This window comes from Pusillimonas sp. (assembly GCF_044464525.1).
Lineage (GTDB): Bacteria > Pseudomonadota > Gammaproteobacteria > Burkholderiales > Burkholderiaceae_B > Pusillimonas.
On record NZ_JBIQLE010000001.1, the window covers coordinates 58229 to 75600 of the forward strand.

The 17372-nt window shown below is 60.4% G+C and carries 19 protein-coding genes; all 19 read left to right on the forward strand.

Features of this window, described 5'->3' with window-relative positions:
* The first annotated feature begins 79 nt into the window (after positions 1-79).
* On the forward strand, positions 80-799 hold the full coding sequence (locus ACIY1O_RS00270) for a TerC family protein (protein ID WP_397473057.1): 720 nt from the start codon (positions 80-82) through the stop codon (positions 797-799).
* Positions 786-914: a hypothetical protein gene (locus tag ACIY1O_RS00275; protein WP_397473058.1), complete on the forward strand. Its 129-nt coding sequence runs from the start codon at positions 786-788 to the stop codon at positions 912-914. The genes ACIY1O_RS00270 and ACIY1O_RS00275 overlap by 14 nt, the downstream gene beginning before the upstream one ends.
* Positions 907-1893, forward strand: coding sequence for a hydroxymethylbilane synthase (gene hemC / locus ACIY1O_RS00280; protein ID WP_397473059.1), 987 nt, complete (start codon positions 907-909; stop codon positions 1891-1893). Before ACIY1O_RS00275 ends, hemC begins: the two co-directional genes overlap by 8 nt.
* Positions 1894-1902: 9 nt before the next feature.
* Positions 1903-2730, forward strand: a complete 828-nt coding sequence (locus tag ACIY1O_RS00285; protein WP_397473060.1) for a uroporphyrinogen-III synthase — start codon at positions 1903-1905, stop codon at positions 2728-2730.
* Between the two features lie 27 nt (positions 2731-2757).
* Positions 2758-4251 (forward strand): uroporphyrinogen-III C-methyltransferase, encoded by a 1494-nt coding sequence (locus ACIY1O_RS00290; RefSeq protein WP_397473061.1) that lies wholly within the window; start codon positions 2758-2760, stop codon positions 4249-4251.
* Between the two features lie 3 nt (positions 4252-4254).
* Positions 4255-5790, forward strand: coding sequence for a heme biosynthesis HemY N-terminal domain-containing protein (locus ACIY1O_RS00295; RefSeq protein WP_397473062.1), 1536 nt, complete (start codon positions 4255-4257; stop codon positions 5788-5790).
* Positions 5791-5828: 38 nt separating this feature from the next.
* Positions 5829-6365, forward strand: a complete 537-nt coding sequence (gene ppa / locus ACIY1O_RS00300; RefSeq protein ID WP_397473063.1) for an inorganic diphosphatase — start codon at positions 5829-5831, stop codon at positions 6363-6365.
* Positions 6366-6410: 45 nt separating this feature from the next.
* Positions 6411-6545, forward strand: a complete 135-nt coding sequence (locus tag ACIY1O_RS00305) for an entericidin A/B family lipoprotein (RefSeq protein WP_397473064.1) — start codon at positions 6411-6413, stop codon at positions 6543-6545.
* Positions 6546-6801: 256 nt separating this feature from the next.
* Entirely contained in the window at positions 6802-7065 is a 264-nt protein-coding gene (locus ACIY1O_RS00310) for a hypothetical protein (RefSeq protein WP_397473065.1), read from the forward strand.
* On the forward strand, positions 7062-8357 hold the full coding sequence (locus ACIY1O_RS00315; RefSeq protein WP_397473066.1) for a hypothetical protein: 1296 nt from the start codon (positions 7062-7064) through the stop codon (positions 8355-8357). The genes ACIY1O_RS00310 and ACIY1O_RS00315 overlap by 4 nt, the downstream gene beginning before the upstream one ends.
* A complete protein-coding gene (locus ACIY1O_RS00320; RefSeq protein ID WP_397473067.1) occupies positions 8354-9247 on the forward strand; it encodes a hypothetical protein in 894 nt (297 codons plus the stop codon). Before ACIY1O_RS00315 ends, ACIY1O_RS00320 begins: the two co-directional genes overlap by 4 nt.
* A gap of 154 nt (positions 9248-9401) precedes the next feature.
* A complete protein-coding gene (locus ACIY1O_RS00325; protein WP_397473068.1) occupies positions 9402-9977 on the forward strand; it encodes a hypothetical protein in 576 nt (191 codons plus the stop codon).
* 78 nt (positions 9978-10055) lie between these two features.
* Positions 10056-11018 (forward strand): Flp pilus assembly protein CpaB, encoded by a 963-nt coding sequence (gene cpaB / locus ACIY1O_RS00330; protein WP_397473069.1) that lies wholly within the window; start codon positions 10056-10058, stop codon positions 11016-11018.
* Positions 11019-11036: 18 nt separating this feature from the next.
* On the forward strand, positions 11037-12443 hold the full coding sequence (locus ACIY1O_RS00335; protein WP_397473070.1) for a type II and III secretion system protein family protein: 1407 nt from the start codon (positions 11037-11039) through the stop codon (positions 12441-12443).
* Positions 12444-12445: 2 nt separating this feature from the next.
* The gene (locus ACIY1O_RS00340) at positions 12446-14374 is read left to right on the forward strand and encodes a TadA family conjugal transfer-associated ATPase (protein WP_397473071.1); all 1929 of its coding nucleotides are present in this window, start codon (positions 12446-12448) and stop codon (positions 14372-14374) included.
* Positions 14371-15216, forward strand: coding sequence for a type II secretion system F family protein (locus tag ACIY1O_RS00345; RefSeq protein ID WP_397473072.1), 846 nt, complete (start codon positions 14371-14373; stop codon positions 15214-15216). Before ACIY1O_RS00340 ends, ACIY1O_RS00345 begins: the two co-directional genes overlap by 4 nt.
* 13 nt (positions 15217-15229) lie before the next feature.
* Positions 15230-16093 (forward strand): type II secretion system F family protein, encoded by an 864-nt coding sequence (locus ACIY1O_RS00350; protein ID WP_397473073.1) that lies wholly within the window; start codon positions 15230-15232, stop codon positions 16091-16093.
* A gap of 23 nt (positions 16094-16116) precedes the next feature.
* A complete protein-coding gene (locus ACIY1O_RS00355; RefSeq protein WP_397473247.1) occupies positions 16117-16545 on the forward strand; it encodes a DUF192 domain-containing protein in 429 nt (142 codons plus the stop codon).
* A gap of 108 nt (positions 16546-16653) precedes the next feature.
* Entirely contained in the window at positions 16654-17223 is a 570-nt protein-coding gene (gene greB, locus ACIY1O_RS00360) for a transcription elongation factor GreB (protein WP_397473074.1), read from the forward strand.
* Positions 17224-17372: the final 149 nt, after the last annotated feature.

The window sequence follows — 17372 nt, forward strand, 5'->3', positions numbered from 1 at the left end:
CCGATCACAAGCGGGCGGCGCAACACGCCACTGCACTACGATAGTGTGCATCACGCTTTTTCCACGGTCAGGAGACCTGATGACAGAATTTCTAAGCACCCTGCATTGGGGCGCACTGTTCCAAATAGTCATGATCGACATCTTGTTGGGAGGCGACAATGCGGTGGTTATCGCGCTGGCCTGCCGCAAGCTCGATCCCAGGCAGCGGATGCGTGGAATTCTTTGGGGTACGGCGGGCGCCATCATCATGCGCGTGGTGCTGATATTCTTTGCACTGCAACTGCTCAATATCCCCTTTCTGAAGGTCGTCGGCGGGCTGCTGCTGGTCTGGATCGGCATCAAGCTATTGCTTCCGGATGACGGCCATCACGACGGCATCACTGCCGGCTCGTCCGTGTGGACAGCGGTCAAGACCATACTGATCGCCGATTTCGTCATGAGCCTGGACAACGTCATCGCCATTGCCGGGGCGGCCATGAACGCTCATACAGATCATCAGATGGGCTATGTGATCTTCGGCCTGCTGCTTAGCGTGCCCATCATCATCTGGGGCAGTACCTTGGTGCTCAAGCTCATTGATCGCTTCCCCATCGTGGTGCTGTTTGGCGCCGGCCTGCTGGGCTGGATCGCCGGAGGCATGCTGGTCACCGACGTGTTTGTCGTAAATCAAGTGGGTGCTCCTACCACCACGGCTAAAATAGCCGCGGAAGTGGTCGGAGCCGCTCTGGTCATCCTGGCCGGGAAATGGCTGGCCGCACGCAAGAATGCCAAAAAGGTGAATACACATGGGTCTATTTAAACCATCGTCGGGCGACAAGAAAGCTGTTGATGGCGGCATGTCGCTGCTTAAAGGGTTGCTTATCCTGGCCATCATTGGGATCATCGCCTACCTGATTTTCAACCACTATGCATGAGCGAAACCAAAGCCCCGCGAGCCTGGTCATCGCCACGCGAGCTAGCCGACTGGCGCTGTGGCAAGCCGAGCACGTAAAAAGCCGGCTGTTGGAGCTGTATCCGCGATGCCGGGTCAGCTTGCTTGAAATGACTACACGCGGCGATCAGATACTCGATCGCACGTTGTCCAAGGTGGGCGGCAAAGGCCTTTTTGTCAAAGAGCTTGAAACCGCCTTGCTCGACGGGCGGGCCGATCTGGCAGTGCATTCGCTTAAAGACGTGCCTGTCGACCTAAAGTTGCCCTTTGCCCTGACCGCGGTCATGAAGCGCGAAGATCCGCGTGATGCGCTGGTGTCCAATCAGGTCGACGATCTGGCCAAGTTGCCGGCCGGCTCCGTGGTCGGCACGTCCAGTTTGCGCCGCGAGTCGCAGGTGCGCGCACTTTACCCTCACCTGGAAGTGCGGCCTTTGCGCGGCAATCTCGATACTCGGCTGGGCAAGCTCGACCGGGGCGAGTATGCGGCCATCATTCTGGCGGCGGCGGGCTTGCAGCGATTAGGCATGGAGTCGCGCATACGGGCTTATTTGTCGCCCGAGCAAAGCTTGCCGTCGGCGGGGCAGGGCGCCCTGGGCATCGAGGTTATGGCCGAACGGGCCGAGCTGCGCAAGTGGTTGGCGCCGCTGGAATGCCGCGCCTCGTCGTGGTGCGCGTTGGCCGAACGCACGGTGTCGGCGGAGCTGGGCGGGTCGTGCCAGGTACCGTTGGCGGCTTACGCTCAATTGGAAGACAAGGTCTTGCGCCTGCGTGGTCTTGTCGCTGAACCTGATGGGGCCGTGCTGATAAGGGCCGAAGCATCGGGCCCGCCCGAGCAGGCGGAAGCACTCGGGCGGCAGGTGGCCGGGCAACTGCTCGATCAAGGCGCACGCGAGATACTCGCCCAACTGCTGCCCGGTCATCCAATTCCGGAGTCGCCTGGTTCGGGCTCCCCAACTGACTAGGCCACGGGCATGCCGGGCAGTTTGGCTAATGCACTGGTCTTGTTGACCCGTCCGAAGGGTCGCAATGAACCCTTGATGCAACGGCTGGCTTCAAAAGGGCTGGAATCGCTGGTGTTGCCGGTATTGGATATTGTTCCGGTTCCTGCCGCGTTGAACCCGCCCCCTGTGCCTGGGGGCTATGATCTGGTCGTTTTCGTCTCGGGCAATGCGGTGAACTGTTATTTCCGGCAGTTGAATCAGGCCGGCGCCATGCCGGCGGCCTGGCCTGAGCATACCCGCGTGGCCGCGGTGGGTGCGGCCACTGCAAAGGCTGTACTGGATACCGGCTTCGTTCCCGCCGAATGCATACTTGCCCCCCACGAGGCAGAGAGCCAAGATTCCGAATCGCTTTGGAAGTATTTGCAGGCCTTGACCGCGGCCATGAGCCGAGCGCTGATCGTGCGTGGTCAGGAAGGCCGTGAATGGTTGGGCCTGCGGCTGGAACAAGCCGGCGTAGAAGTGATCCGCCATATTTCTTATGAGCGGCGCACACTAGAATGGCCCGCGTCAATAGTTCGGCACTTGCGCGGCGGTCTTGATTCGGGGCGGCCTGTCATCTGCTTGCTGACCAGCGCGCATGGAGTGACGGCTTTCATCGATAATGCCGCACGGCATGACCTGTTGCCGGCGTGCCTTGGCTTCCACTACGTGGTGATACACCCCCGCATCGCGGCCCGTTTACAATCGTCGCTCGAAAGCTCTTCCGCTTCTGGTAAGGTAGGCGATCTGGCGGTTACCATATGCCCGCCAGGGGAAGACGCCATTGTGCAAGCAGTATTTTCGCTCGCTTCCCGCTGACAAGGTGCCAAGGATTACAATTTCGCCATGACAGACACAAAACCCGACAATACGTCCGATAGCGGCAGTGCCACAGCGCACGACAAACCCAATCAAAAAAAGGTTGCAGCGCCCACTGGCGCTCGTGTCGCCAAGTCGTCCCGGCGTTCGAGCATCGTCGTTGCCATTTTGATATTGCTGCTGATTGTGGCGGCGCTGGCTGCCATGGTCTGGTACCAGCATCGCGTCATGCACGAGCGCGTTGATACATTGCTTGGCCAGGCGCAGCAAAGCTCGCGTGAGGCACAGGCTGCCTCGGGCCAGGCGATGCAGGCGTTCGGTCTGGCGCGTCAGCAACAGCAAAAGATCGAACAGATGGCCGGCGAACTTGAATCTGCCCAGCAACATCTGCAAAGCCTTGAGCAGGCCTTGCAGATGATGACTGACAGCGGCGCCGATATCGCGCTCATCAACGACATGGACCATCTCGTATCCATTGCACACCAGCAATTGCTGCTGGGAGGCAACGTCAGCAATGCCATTATCGCGCTTGAAACCGCCCAGGCCCAGCTTGCGCGGGCGAACCGTCCGAGCCTGGCCTCGCTGCAGCAAGCCATCAACGGCGACGTAGAACGCTTGCGCGCCGTCTCCACCATCGACATCAATCGCCTGTCCAGCCGCATCGACGAGCTGGGTCGGCTGATTGAGTCAGCCCCCTTGCTCATCCCTGATGATGCCGCGCCGGCCCTTGCGCCGTCTCCGGCGGCGACAAGGCAAAATTCCGCGCCCGCGCCCAAAGCGGTTGACCCGTCTGCGCCATGGTGGAAACAAAGCATGTCTTCGGCGGCCGAGTGGTCGCGCCATACTTGGTTCAACATCAAGCAGGATCTGGCCGGCTTCATCAGTGTCCGGCGCGTAGACGATGCCGCTGCATTGTTGATGTCGCCCGAGCAGGCGGGCAGTTTGCGCGACAAATTGCGTTTGCGGCTCATGACGGCTCAGCTTGCCCTGCTGATGAAGCAGCCTGATGTCTGGGCCACTGAAACCCGCGCGGTGGTGCAATTGCTGCAGGCGCGCTACGACATCAACTCGGTCGAAGGGCATCGCGCACTCAGACTTGCCTTGCAGCTTGCCGATACGTCGATAAAACTCGAGCTTCCCACTGTGGCCAATAGCCAAAGCGCAATTCAATCCTTGCGCGAAGAAATTGCGAAATCGGCCCAGACAGGCTTGAACGACGCGGAAACCGACGAACAAGCGCCGAGCCAGTCGACCGAGCAAGGCGCAACCAATGGTGGCGACACCGACGGCCCCACCGAGGCGCCTGCAGAAGATGAAGCTGCGCCCGAGCCCGAGGCTCAAGACTCACCCGGTTCCGCTGCCCCGACCGAGGGGGCGACAGGCTCTGACCCGCAAGGCGTCGGCGAGCTGGTCAATGGCGCAGATTCGGGCGAAGCCGAGACACCAGTACCCAGCACCGAGTCGACGCCTGCGGCCACCAGCGCCGGCGCCGGCGTCCGTATCGCAATGGCGGGGGTATAACAAATGAGGACATGGTTGTGGATGTGCGTACTGCTGGTCTTGGCTGTGGCCTCGGCCCTCGTGCTGCGCGAGCACAGCGGCAACGTGCTGATCATCGCACCGCCGTGGCGGATCGAGCTGTCCCTGATATTCGCGGTATTGCTAATATTCGCTTTCTTTGTGGCTTTGTATGTCGTGCTGCGCATAATCGCCTGGCTCGTATCGGGGCCCGAACGATTTCGTTCGTGGCGCGGCTTGCGCGCCCGCAAGAAAGAACACGAACTGCTCGAATCCGGTTGGATCAGCGTGCTCGAAGGGCGTTATAACGATGCCGAGCAAAAGCTGTCCAAATTGCTTGGCCGCAGCAAGTCTGGCAATACTCGGGTGTTGGCGGGCCTGGCATTGGCCAGGGCCTCGCATCACCTCGGAGAATACGCCCGTCGCGACGACGCGTTGCGTTTAGCGGCCCAAGCAGCCGGCAAAAATGCCCGGCTCAAGGAAGCCCATGCGGCTGCGTCCGCCGAGATGCTCCTCGAACAGAACCGGCCGCAAGAGGCGTTGGCTTTGCTGCAGCCTTTGCATGATACCAACCCGCGCCATTCTCATGCGGCCCGCTTGCTGCTGAAGGCATACAGGCAATTGCATAATCACGAACGCGTTTTCGAGCTGGCTCGCTTATTAATGCGCCGCGGCGATCTGGATCGGGCCGAAGCGCTGTCGCTTATTGAGTCGGCTGCGGCGTTCCGGCTGGCATCGGCCACGCCTGACGAGTTCAAGGCGATTTGGGGTGGGCTTAAGTCAGAAGAGAAGACGCTGCCCGAAATCGCCCTGGCTGCCGCCGCGTTTCACGAAGGCCAAGGCGATTTTGACACCGCCGGCAAGGTGCTGGAAAACGCGCTCAACACAAAGCTTGAGTCGCGTCTGCTCAACGCCTATTCGCAGAGTCCGCCCGACCAAGTGGCGCGCCGCCTGGCCAAGGCAGAAGTCTGGCTCAGGAATGAACCGCAAAACTCTGATCTGCTGGCAGCATTGGGCAACCTTTGCCTTACAGGCCAATTGTGGGGTCCTGGCGAGCGTTATTTGCTGCGAAGCATGAAGGTGCGCAGCGATGTGCGCATTCATGCCTTGCTTGGCAACTTGTATGATCGCCTGGGCCGCGAGGCCGACGCCATGAAGCACTGGCGTTTGGCCTCGGGTGTGGCCGGTGTTTTGCCGGTGCTGGAAATTAGCAAGGTACTTCCGGCAGCCGACACAAGGTCCGACCCTACCTTGATCGACGTAGGCAGTATGCCCATTCCGGTACCAATCGACGCCGAGCCGTTCTCTCCTGTGGCTGCCAGCGCGGCTGATTATCTGGACGACTCGCCGCAATCGCCGCCGACCCGCGCGCCCAAGGCGCCGCCCGAGGCGGGTTCCGTTCCGTCGGCAGACTCCGACCTGGATGAGTATTTCGACAGCGCGCCCATTCCGGGGGTGGACGTGAGCCAGACCTCTGACCGGCCCTATAGCCCGGCTCACGACTCTTCGCCGGCCGACGATCCAGCAAGACGCAAAGACTGATTTTTCCCACTTTTTTATTTTACCGAGGTAGTGCAAGCATGAGCTTAGACCGCGTCCCCGCCGGCGCCAAGTTGCCCGACGAATTCAACGTCATTATTGAAATCCCCATGAACTCCGACCCCGTGAAGTACGAGGTTGATAAAGACACTGGGGCAGTATTTGTAGATCGCTTCATGTTGGCCGCCATGCACTACCCGGCCAACTACGGTTATATCCCCGAAACCATCTCCGATGACGGAGACCCGGCTGACGTCTTGGTGATTGCGCCGTTCCCCATCCAGGTGGGCGCCGTGGTACGCTGCCGCGCCATTGGCGTCCTGCACATGGACGACGAAGCGGGAGGCGATGCCAAGCTGCTGGCCGTGCCGGTCGACAAGCTGTATCCTCCGTATCGCAACATTCAGTCTCCCAAAGATTTGCCCGAAGAAAGCCTGGCTCGCATCCAGCATTTCTTCGAGCACTATAAAGACCTCGAGAAGGGCAAATGGGTCAAGGTCAAAGGTTGGGATGGCCCCGAGGCAGCCCGCAAGGAAATCATGGAAAGCGCCAAGCGCTACGCTGATTCGAGCAAGTAATTTGTGTTTTATCTGTACGCAGTCTTTTCTTAGAAGGAGTTCACCATGCTTATAAATAAAATCGTGTCGTCCTTGCTGATCTTGGGCTGCCTGGCGGCAGCGGGCTGCACCAACACCGTGCGCGGCGCCGGTGAAGATATTTCCGCGGCCGGCGAAGCCGTGCAAAAATCCACCAAGTAGGGTCTTTCACCATAGATCAAACGCGATAACGCCCCGGAGCCGGTAAAACTGGCTCCGGGGCGTTTGCTTTTCCGCGCTCAGCAAGCGATTGCTGGCATGCGTGGCTCAAGCCGTGGCGCTTGCATTTTGCGCGCCGCTTGAGGATAGGTGGATTGGAACCGCCTTGCGCGAATTGGTCCGTGTCGGCATCTGCGAATTGTGGCTTGCCCGCCTGAGGTCCAGACTTGCAGTACGACTGGATCAACAGGAGGCGACCATGCAAGCGCACACGCGGCAACGCGGCCAGGGCATGACCGAATACATAATTATCGTTGCACTGGTTGCGGTGGCGGCCATTGCCGTTTATCAATTATTCGGCCAGGTGGTGCGTTCCCAAACCGCTGCCATGGCGCGCGAGCTGGCCGGCGAAGACGGCACCGCGCAAAGCCAGGCGGCGCAGGCTGCATCTGAACTGGCCGCCGGCCAAACCGAGACCAAGACCCTGAAGTCCTTCACCGGCAACGCCGGGGTAGGGCAATGAGCCCGCATTCTCAGGGCGGGCAGGCGCTGGTATGGGGCGTTCTGCTGGTTGCTGTCGCATCTACGGTGCTGGTGCGCTACTTTGCCACGGGGCAGATGGTGGCAGCCAAGGCCCGCCAGCTTCATGGGCTTGACGCCGCGGCGTACAGCGGGGCGTTGGTGCAGGCGCGCGCCCTGAATATGCTGGCCTTGCTCAACCGCACCCAGGTGGCGCACCAAGTGGCCATGGCGCACTTGGTCACGTTGGGTAGCTGGGCATTTCTGGGTGGAACGGAAGCACGCCAGGCGTCGGTTGGAAACCCGCCGGTTTATCTCATCGGCATGCTGTTCGGTGCGGCCCATGGGACGGCATATGCGGCCTCTTTACGCGCTACCGGCACAGAGCTCCTTGCCAAGACGCCGGGTCAGCTGGCGCAAGCTTATGCAAATCACGAACAACTGGTTCATGGGGTACTGGGCTCTGTTCAGCACGACATCGTATCGACATTAAGCCAAGCACGCTACCACGCGATGATGCAAGTGCTTGAGCGCCACTATGATGGCGAGCCCTCAAAGATTGAGGTAACGCACGACGATTGGCCCGCGGCGGTAGGCGCGCAATCGGGGCGCAGGCTGCTTGCCCCTTTTGTGCGCCAAGTGGCGGGGCGTCACTCCTTTCTTGATCCACGCAATCACACGGCGCGAAATCCCTGGCCGGTGCAGGCGCGCTGTCCCACGCGGCGGCACGAACTGAGGCGACGCGGGCAAACCCAGCTAGACGATGCAGGGATTTGGCAGTCTCTGGACACACAATCATTTCATGCGCTGCGCTCCAACAGATGGATAGGTTGCTACTTTCGCGAATACGTCATGGGTTGGGGGTGGATTCCCACATCACGTACGCAAAACATCGATGCGCCCCACGTGGATAATCCGCCTGATAACTTCTCTGCTCAAGACTTTTGGCGCTGGGTGCAAGAAGCCACAAACTGGAACATTCTTTCCGGCGACAGCAACCCTCTTGCAAGCTCACGCGCCCTGGTTGATCGGTCTCGATGGCAATCGGCGGGCTTGCCCGACTATTTCGACGTGGCCTCAGGGCCGGCACAAGCCCGGGTGAGCTTCAGCGTAAAACTTCGGCGACAGGGGCCGGAAGAGACGCCCATTACCACATATGGCGCGGCCGAGACTTTCTTTGCCAGGCCTCATGCGCGTATTGACGGCGGTGGTGAATTTCCCAACTTGTTCCATCCCTATTGGCAGGCCCGGCTGACGGCTGACGGCACCGGTGCATCCGAACGGGGGACGCCATGATATCCCCTATCTCCTCCAGGTTCGCCGTCGATCAGTTTGCGACGTGTCAACTGTTTCATCAGACGGTGTGCAGGATATGTAATGAACGTTCGGGCCGGCAGTTCATGCAGCGACAGAAGCAAAAGCTCAATCGGACGTTCGCAACGGCCCCCCAGGCGGGCCAGGCGCTTGCAGAAGCCTTGCTCGCGCTTTCCGCGTTGTTGCTTGTTTGGGCGGCCGTGGCTTGGTTGGGGCGCTACCAAGACATGGCCTTGCAGGCTTCGCATGCAAGCCGGTACACGGCATTTGCCGAGGCGCGTGGCGAAGCGCCGGCACCCGATATTGTTCGGCGGCATTATTTTTTTGGCCCCACTCACCGTTGGTCAGACCGTCGGGGGGAATTGCTGCTGGCGGACAAGAACCAGGTCGCATTGGAGTTGAGCCGCGGACCACATCTTGAGGCCGTTGCCCAGCCAGGCCAGGCTGTGAGTCATGCTCAAAACTTGCGTGAACAGTGGGGCGTTGCCGATGCGGGAATCGTCGATGCCCGGATTAGCGTTGGGTTCCCATCGCGGCAGGCCCACAACGGCCCCGAGAAGCGGGCGTTCATGTCCGGCTTGCGCGATTTCGACGGCTATCCCGTGCTTGTGCGCCATACCTCGATTCTGAAGGGGGCCGGCCATGCCGCCGGTGACGCACAGGCCCAGCAACGAGTGGCCGGCTCGGCGTTGGCCTGGGGTGATGCAGCAAGCATTTCGTATGGCCTGGCGCAGCAAATCAAAACCGTCATGAAGCCTGTCGATGCAGGCTGGCGCAGGCCTGACCCCACGCAGGACTGGCTTGGGTCCTGGGCAGGAGACGTGCCCGAGTGGCACCAACACAGGGAGAGAAACCATGAATCAATGCCATAAGGCTGCATGCCCTCCAACGATAAGCGATTCCAACCACTTTGCTCTTGCTGTTGTTTTCAAAAGCACGCTTGTTTGTTTGATCGCCGCGGCCAGCCTGACAGGGCCGGGCTGTGCTTTGGCCTTCGCAAAAAGCGATATGGCATTCCCTCATGCAATGACTCCTTCTTTTCGCTGGTCTGAGCCTGTCGACATGCATTTGTCCGGCGTCCCGGTCGTCGTGCGGGGCTTCGTTGCCTCCGCGACACTTGACCAGGCTGCCCGGGTGATGGCGCGTCATCAAAGGCATTTTCAACGGATCACAACCTTGCCAGGCAGCATATTGCTGTCGGGCGTATACGCCGGTCGTCATTGGGTTGCGCAATTGGAAGCCGGCCCAGGGCAGGTCAAAGGCCTGGTGTCCACTTTGCCCATGAACCTGGAACCGACACCGAACGGTAACGATGGTGGTGTGCTCGGCCCATGGCTGACCCAAAACGCAGGCTTTGTTTTTAGCCAGTCGTCGACGGTGCTCGGACGCACGGTTTCGCATAGCCTGCATCGACCCAAGCAGCCACTTGGCGACTTTGTCTTGGCACTGAACCGTCGCATGGCCCAGGCCGGATGGCAGCCTAGTGGAAAGTATTCATGGGTTGCGGGCCCTTCTCAGAATCGCGCCGGCCGTGTCGACCTGTTTCCGGTTCCGGCGGCCGAAGGGCATGGTGGCGCTGTTCTGATCAGCCAGACGGATTGAGCATGGCTGCCCAATTCATGGCTGAGCATCCCTTGCTCATCAGCAATTCATCGGTTCACCACGTTGCCGAGGGCTGCCATGCGTCTGCCTCTTGATCGAAGGACCATCATCATGCTCGGGATCGCCCTGGCGGCGGGTTTGCTTGCCATGTGGACAGCGCGCCAGCATATCCAGGGCCGCATCACGCAGATTGAAGCCCAGTCCCGGGTTCCCACCGTGCAGCGTATCGTTGCGGCCCATGATTTGCCGGCGGGCGTCCGGTTGTCAGTCGACCATCTGGCGGTGCGCAGCTTTCCCGCAGCCTTGACCGCCAGCGACAGTCTTTCCCCCGACAACTTGGCGATGCTCGAGGGGCGTCTTCTGAGGACCCCGCTTCGGGCCGGCGATGCTGTGCTTCCGACGCATACCGCGACGGAAAGAGGCTTGCCTTTCTCGGCCCGATTGGGTGAAGGCCGTCGCGCCATCACCATGCCCATTGACGCCATTAACTCGGCGTCAGGGCTGCTTGAGCCGGGAGACCTCATCGACTTGTATGTGTCGTTCGACCATCAGCGAAGGCGTATTACGGCTCCGCTGCTGCAGGGGGTGCTGGTGTTGGCCACGGGTTCGTCCATAGACGGCCAGGCCAGGCACGAAGGGGCCATGGGCTATTCAACCGTTACGCTGGACACTGCGCCCGAGGACGCCATCAAGCTGGTGGCCGCCCGACAAAGCGGCTCCATTACCGCCTTGTTGCGACGTTCCGATGATGCCACGCCGACGCAACGCGCTTCACGAGGTGACCTGGCCAGTTTGCTCGGGGTGCAGCAACCGGTTGTGGCGACTCAGACGCCCCGGCGGGCGCCGGTCATCTACGGAGACAAGCCTGTACGCAGGTTGGCGGGCCTGCGTCCCTCGACCGATGCGGCGCCTGTGGCCGGCATGTTCGACCTGCCCGACGTTCCGCAGCTTGTCAGTGCTTGGCTTGCCGCTCGACAAGAAGTGGAGACTGACGAGCCGGATACAGGATTGAGCAACGATGAGCCAATCTACGAGCCCTGAATGGACAGCCGCATGGTTATGAAAGCACCTTTGCCACGCTGGCCGATAAGCCTTGCATTGACTTTGGGCTGCCTGTTCTTCGGCCATTCCCTGGCTGCCGCCGATCAAATCTTGAGCATGCAGGTTGGTGAGCTGCGGGTTTTGGCAGTGCCAGACGTGGCTCGGGTCGCGGTGGGCGACGGCAAGGTCGTCAATGCGATCACGACAGAAGAAAAGGAAGTTATCGTGTTTGCGCGCGGCGAAGGTTCAACTGTTCTGCAGGTATGGTCCGAAGATGGGCTGAGGCGTCGCTACGAGGTCGAGGTTGCTCCGGAGGGGACGCGCCAGACTCAACAGGAACTGCGCGCCGTGCTCGAGCGTATTCCCCAAACCCGTGTTTCCAGTGTGGGTGACAAGCTCATTGTAGAGGGCGATGACTTGTCCGACGCCGACCGTGAGCGCCTGGCCCAACTTTCGCAGCGCTATCCCCAGTTGCTTGATCTTACCGGCCAGATCGGCTGGGACAGCATGGTATTGCTCGATGTACAGGTAGTCGAGGTGCCTCGCAGTCAATTGCAAGAACTGGGTGTCCGCTGGAATGGCGAAAGCGATGGCGGTTTGTTTGCCGGCCTGGCCTGGGATAGCGGCACTCGCCGCTGGGATCAGCGCCCAGGAACCGGGGCGGAGTTATCACCGATGCCCATCCCCGGCATTGCTTCGCCGCTGGCGGGATATTTCGGCGTGAACACACTGCTTTCGGCCCGCATCAACGCCATGGCGCAAACCGGCACGGCAGTCGTGCTTGCCCAGCCTCAATTGCTTGCACGCAGCGGGGCCACGGCCGAGTTCCTGGCGGGCGGAGAGGTTCCGTATTCCACAGTGGATGCCAACGGCAATACCAATACGTCGTTCAAGCCTTATGGGGTCTCGCTTCGCATCACCCCGCAGATCGAGCGCAATGGCGCGGTGCGATCGCACATCGAGGTCGAGGTCAGTTCCATCGACAGTGCGCTGTCGGTGCCGAACGGGCCCTCGCTCAAGACACGGCGCGCCTCTACCGAATTCAATGTCCGGTCGGGTCAAACACTTGTAATGGCGGGTTTTCTGTCGCGCGATGAATCGCGCAACATCAGCAAAGTGCCTGGGCTCGGCGACCTCCCGGTGCTGGGGCGCTTATTCAGTTCAACGCGCTTCCAGCACAATGAAACCGAGCTTGCCATCTTTGTCACTCCGGTCGTCGTGTCGGCCGATCATCCCGATCTTCAGGCCCGGGTCGGCAGAGGTCGCGAAATACTTCGGGATACTTTCCGTGCGCCTGAAGTCTTGAATGTGCCGGTCCGCGATCTGCGGACATTGCCCGCACCCCTGGTTGGCGACGCGCATGGCTGGAATCCTCATTCGGGCCCTGGCTCTCAGTGGGTCGAAGAAAATTCATTCCAGGAGTAGTCATGGTCGAGCTTGAACTCGAATTCGAAGACGGCACAACCGAGCAGCGCAACGTGAGCCTACCGGTCGACATCGGGCGCTCAATCCGTTGCGGCTTGCACATTGCCGCCTGGCGTGTCGGAAAAAGGCATGCTCGCATCGAACAGGGGTCTGACGGCCCCTTCATTGACGATCTGGGCGCTTTGAGCGGTACCTTGGTAAATGGTCGCCGCATTACGCACTACGGGCCGCTATTGCCAGGAGACGAGATTCTAATTGGCCCTTGCCTGATGCGGGTACGGCGTTGCCCGCCAACCGGTTTGCCCGTCTCGGAATCCGACAAGGCTGGTCGTTCGATGCCTGCGGAGCCTGTCTCGATGAAGTTTTCGCCTGAGCAGGTTACGCCGGCCTTTTCGAAGCCCGGTCTCGATGCGGACCCTGATAGCAGCCCGGCCGACTGCAAGACGGCGGGTTCCGCTTCCATCGCGGCGCCTTCACTCGATAATGGCATGGCTGAGCTGGCTAAGCGCTTGCCGCATCGCAAAAGGCTGCAACGAGCTTTGCTCAAGGCGCTGGATCTGCGCCGGCGCGATGTGGTTAATCTTAGCGATTCGGCATTGCGCGGCGAAGCCTTTCAGGTGCTGGGTGACATCATCCGCGACGACGCCGATCTGCCCGACGACATGGATCGCCAAGCCTTGTTGACCGAAGTCGTCGACGAGGCGATAGGATTAGGCCCCCTGGAACCGTTGCTGGCTGATGAGTCCATCACCGAGATCATGATCAATCGGCATGACGAAATTTTTATCGAAACGGGCGGCTGTCTTCAGCGTCATCCCTCCGGGTTCAGCAGCGAACAAGCCGTACTGGGCGTTATCGAGCGCATCGTTTCGCCGCTCGGTCGCCGCATCGATGAAAGCTCTCCCATGGTGGATGCTAGGCTGCGAGACGGCTCGCGCGTCAACGCCATCATTCCGCCCATTGCTTTGCGCGGCGCAAGTCTGACCATCCGCAAGTTCCCCAAGCAACGGCCGACCATGGATGACCTCGTGCAAGTCGGGGCGCTTGATCCCGCCATGCGTGATTTCCTGGCGGCCTGCGTCAGAAATCGCAAGAACATCGTGGTGTCGGGCGGTACGGGCTCCGGCAAAACCACCTTGCTGAATGTGCTGTCCAATTGCATACCACGCGGCGAGCGCATCGTCACCATCGAGGATGCGGCCGAACTCAAGCTTCACCATGAGCATCTGGTGACACTTGAAGCGCGGCCGCCGAATCTAGAAGGGCGGGGTGCAGTGCAGATTCGCGATTTGGTGCGCAATGCGTTGCGCATGCGTCCCGATCGCATCGTGGTGGGTGAATGCCGAGGCGGTGAAGCATTCGATATGCTCGCCGCAATGAACACAGGTCATGAAGGTTCTTTGACCACCTTGCATGCCAACAGCCCGCGCGATGCGCTTTCCCGTCTTGAAACCATGATATTGATGGCCGGTATGGATCTTCCCCTGGCTGCGGTGCGCGAGCATATAGGCGCCAGCATTGACCTGATTGTCCAACAGATAAGGGCAAGTGACGGTCGACGCTACATTGATTCCATTGTCGAGGTAAGCGGCATTGAAAGCGGCCGTATCCAGTTGCAGCCATTGTTCGCGTACGAGGCTGGGCCGCCTCCTGCTTTTGCGGGTTGCGGCGTCGTTCCGAACTTCATGGCCCGCATGGGCGGGCGGTTGGATGGGCTGGAGGCGTCTTTGTTCGGGCGGCGCCATGTCATAGAGAATGCACAGGCCTCTTTCAAATCGGGCCTGACCGCCTCGGGGCGCGAGTCAGGCGGTCAGGTGAGCATGGAGTCGGGTCTTGATTCGTGCTTGCACTCCATCCACTCGAGGGCCGAGCCTGACAGCCCGTCCGATGCCCGCGCACCTCATGGTTCCCTTTCAGAAGACCGGCCATGATATTTATCTTTCTCGCCAATGTGTTGGTCGTGGCGTTCATAGTGATTTGGCTTGCCCAGCGTTGGTTGCCGCAATGGCTTGATCGCTATCACAGCGCGTTCACGCATACGGCGCAGAACCGTCTTGGCGAATTTTTTCTTTTTCTTGATCCCGCGAGTCTATGGCGTGCGAACCTGTTTGTTTGTGGCGGAGTGTTTGTTGTAGTGGTTCTGGTCTCGGGCTCTTTGGGGTTGTCGTTGACTGCCGGCGCCATCGTGCTTGTGGCTCCGCGTTGGGGCCTGGCTTACCTGCGCAAACGCCGGCAGGCTCACTTCGACGAGCAGCTTCCCGACATGTTGTTGTCGCTGGCCGGCGCCTTGCAGGCCGGCTCGAGCGTCCAGACAGCGCTGCGTCACATTGTGCCGCAGACTCCAGCGCCTCTTTCCCAGGAATTCGGCCTGATGCTGCGCGAACAGCGCATGGGTGTTTCCTTCGAGCATGCGCTGAAAAATTTGCATGCACGCATGCCGGGTGAGGGCACCGGCCTGGTTGTGTCGTCTCTTAACATCGCCCTGCATCACGGAGGCAACCTGGCCGAGACACTGGAACGGATAGCGATGACGCTTCGGGCGCGAACTCGGCTGCGCGCGCGCGTCGATGCTCTTACATCGCAAGGCCGCCTGCAAGCATGGATCATGGCATGCCTGCCTTTGGCGCTGGCGTTAGTGCTTGATCATCTCGACCCTCAAACCATGGCGCTGCTATGGCATACGTCAACGGGGTGGGCGGTGCTGGCCGTCGTTGCACTGCTGGAAGTGGTGGGCATCGTGTTGATACGCCGTATCGTCGACATACAGGTATAGGAAAGGGGGTGCGATGTTTTGGATAAGTTGCGCACTTGCGGGCCTTTCACTGCACTGCCTGATGTGGGTGTTGATAAAGCCCGCGCAAGCCGCCAAGGCTGCGCCGGATCACGTTCGACATGGCGGATTGCGGCTGGTATGGCCGTGGGTCGATGTGCTGGCGCGAATCTTGGCGCCCTCGCTGTCGTGGCGGGCGCGAAAGGCTTTCGAACGGCGGGTGCAACAGGCGGGGATGGATGGGGCCTGGCGGCCCGAACACCTTGCCGCAGCACAACTTCTGGCGGGGCTGTTCGGTGCGGCAGTGTGCTTTGTGGGTGCGGCCTTGCTCGATCTTGGCGTCACGCGAACGGTCCTTCCAGCTGTGGCGTGCACCGCGCTGGCCGGCTGGCTGCCGTGGCGCAAGCTGGCCGACATGGCGGCCCGTCGTCATCGTCGCATGCAAAAGGAATTCCCATTTTTGCTGGATATGACCACCCTGTGCGTGGAGGCGGGGCTAAGCTTGCAGGGAGCATTGAATGAAGCCGCACATCACGGCCCGGAAGGCCCGCTGCGGGATGAACTGCGGCGCGCCTTGGCCGACATGCGTACTGGTTTCACACGGCATGAGGCCCTGTCGCTATGGGCCGGCCGCACAGGTCTTGCCGAGGTGCGCCAATTGGTCACGGCCTTGGCTCAGGCCGATCAATTAGGCATGAGCCTTGGGCCGCTACTGCGCGCCCAGTCAGAGCAGCGTCGCAATGAGCGATTTCTGCGGGCGGAAAAGCTTGCTCTTGAGGCCCCTGTAAAAATGCTGTTTCCCCTGGTGTGCTGCATTTTTCCCTGCACCTTTCTCATTATCGGCTTTCCCATAACCGTGAAACTGCTCGAGGCCATGTAGAAATGTGTGTCGACAATGCCAGGATGACGCGCGCAGGGTATTGCGTTGCCGGTCGCGGGCATTCCACGGCGCCGCCGTTGCGTCTACGCATCGCGACATCATTCTGGGCGCGCGCAAAGGGGCTGCTTCTGCAACGTTACTCCGGCCACGATGAGGGCTTGTGGCTTAGGCCGTGTCGGGCGATCCACACGGCGGGCATGCGGCGCGCCATCGACGTCGTTTTCCTCGACCGCCAACACACCGTAATCAGGGTGGTACATAACTTGCGGCCTTATCGCGCCGCCTGGTGTTGGCGGGCGTACTCCGTGGTCGAGTTGCCGGCGCATTATTGTCGGCGGCATAGGTACTATTCCGCCGCGATAAGGCGCGCAACACGCTGCGTTGCTACTGTGAACGACTCTTGTACTTCAACTGCCTTTGGGTCGGGTAATTCCAAGTTGCCAAAATCTTGAAGCAGCCCGCGAGTTGCACCTGGTTCGCAGTCTGGCCCGGCGTTGATAGAATGGTCCTATATATCCACACGCCGGCCTGGGCCGACATATTTCCTTTTCCTGACATCCATGAGCAAAGCCTTTGTCAAAGAGTCGGACCACGACGATGACGACGATCTGGGCCCGGAGGCGCCTCCGCTGCCTGCCGGCGCCAAGAACTACATGACCACTCAGGGCTACGCCCGGCTGCGCGCTGAGCTCGAGCACCTGATGAACGAAGAGCGGCCTTCTGTGGTGCAGGTTGTCTCGTGGGCGGCGTCCAACGGCGACCGTTCCGAAAACGGCGATTATCTGTACGGCAAGAAACGCTTGCGCGAGATCGACCGCCGCATTCGCTTTCTTACCAAGCGGCTGGAAATGGCCGAAGTGGTCGAACCGTCGCTGCAACCCAATAAAGACCAGATATTTTTTGGCGCCACGGTGGTGTATTCCGACAAAGGCGGCGAAGAGTACCGTGTAACCATCGTCGGCGTGGACGAAGCCGAACCGCTGCAAGGCCGCATAAGCTGGATATCACCGGTAGCCCGGGCCATCACCAAGGCACGCGAGGGCGATACCGTCACGCTGCGCACCCCTGCGGGCATCGACGAACTGGATATCCTCGAGATTCATTACCCAGAGGTGGAAGGCGGGACTTGATAGGCAAGACGCCGCACCAGGCGCCGATGCGAACGCCGACGCATTCGCGGCCAAACTCCTATCCAAGCGTGGGCAGCGACCATACGCAAGCGCCGCCGGTGGCGCTTAAGAACCCCAGCACAACCCCCCACGCAAGCACCTCCAAGCAC

Coding starts and splice junctions, on each gene's coding strand:
- ACIY1O_RS00270 (WP_397473057.1), top strand. CDS start 80: ATGACAGAATTTCTAAGCACCCTGCATTGGGGCGCACTGTTCCAAATA.
- ACIY1O_RS00275 (WP_397473058.1), top strand. CDS start 786: ATGGGTCTATTTAAACCATCGTCGGGCGACAAGAAAGCTGTTGATGGC.
- hemC (WP_397473059.1), top strand. CDS start 907: ATGCATGAGCGAAACCAAAGCCCCGCGAGCCTGGTCATCGCCACGCGA.
- ACIY1O_RS00285 (WP_397473060.1), top strand. CDS start 1,903: ATGCCGGGCAGTTTGGCTAATGCACTGGTCTTGTTGACCCGTCCGAAG.
- ACIY1O_RS00290 (WP_397473061.1), top strand. CDS start 2,758: ATGACAGACACAAAACCCGACAATACGTCCGATAGCGGCAGTGCCACA.
- ACIY1O_RS00295 (WP_397473062.1), top strand. CDS start 4,255: ATGAGGACATGGTTGTGGATGTGCGTACTGCTGGTCTTGGCTGTGGCC.
- ppa (WP_397473063.1), top strand. CDS start 5,829: ATGAGCTTAGACCGCGTCCCCGCCGGCGCCAAGTTGCCCGACGAATTC.
- ACIY1O_RS00305 (WP_397473064.1), top strand. CDS start 6,411: ATGCTTATAAATAAAATCGTGTCGTCCTTGCTGATCTTGGGCTGCCTG.
- ACIY1O_RS00310 (WP_397473065.1), top strand. CDS start 6,802: ATGCAAGCGCACACGCGGCAACGCGGCCAGGGCATGACCGAATACATA.
- ACIY1O_RS00315 (WP_397473066.1), top strand. CDS start 7,062: ATGAGCCCGCATTCTCAGGGCGGGCAGGCGCTGGTATGGGGCGTTCTG.
- ACIY1O_RS00320 (WP_397473067.1), top strand. CDS start 8,354: ATGATATCCCCTATCTCCTCCAGGTTCGCCGTCGATCAGTTTGCGACG.
- ACIY1O_RS00325 (WP_397473068.1), top strand. CDS start 9,402: ATGACTCCTTCTTTTCGCTGGTCTGAGCCTGTCGACATGCATTTGTCC.
- cpaB (WP_397473069.1), top strand. CDS start 10,056: ATGCGTCTGCCTCTTGATCGAAGGACCATCATCATGCTCGGGATCGCC.
- ACIY1O_RS00335 (WP_397473070.1), top strand. CDS start 11,037: ATGAAAGCACCTTTGCCACGCTGGCCGATAAGCCTTGCATTGACTTTG.
- ACIY1O_RS00340 (WP_397473071.1), top strand. CDS start 12,446: ATGGTCGAGCTTGAACTCGAATTCGAAGACGGCACAACCGAGCAGCGC.
- ACIY1O_RS00345 (WP_397473072.1), top strand. CDS start 14,371: ATGATATTTATCTTTCTCGCCAATGTGTTGGTCGTGGCGTTCATAGTG.
- ACIY1O_RS00350 (WP_397473073.1), top strand. CDS start 15,230: ATGTTTTGGATAAGTTGCGCACTTGCGGGCCTTTCACTGCACTGCCTG.
- ACIY1O_RS00355 (WP_397473247.1), top strand. CDS start 16,117: ATGACGCGCGCAGGGTATTGCGTTGCCGGTCGCGGGCATTCCACGGCG.
- greB (WP_397473074.1), top strand. CDS start 16,654: ATGAGCAAAGCCTTTGTCAAAGAGTCGGACCACGACGATGACGACGAT.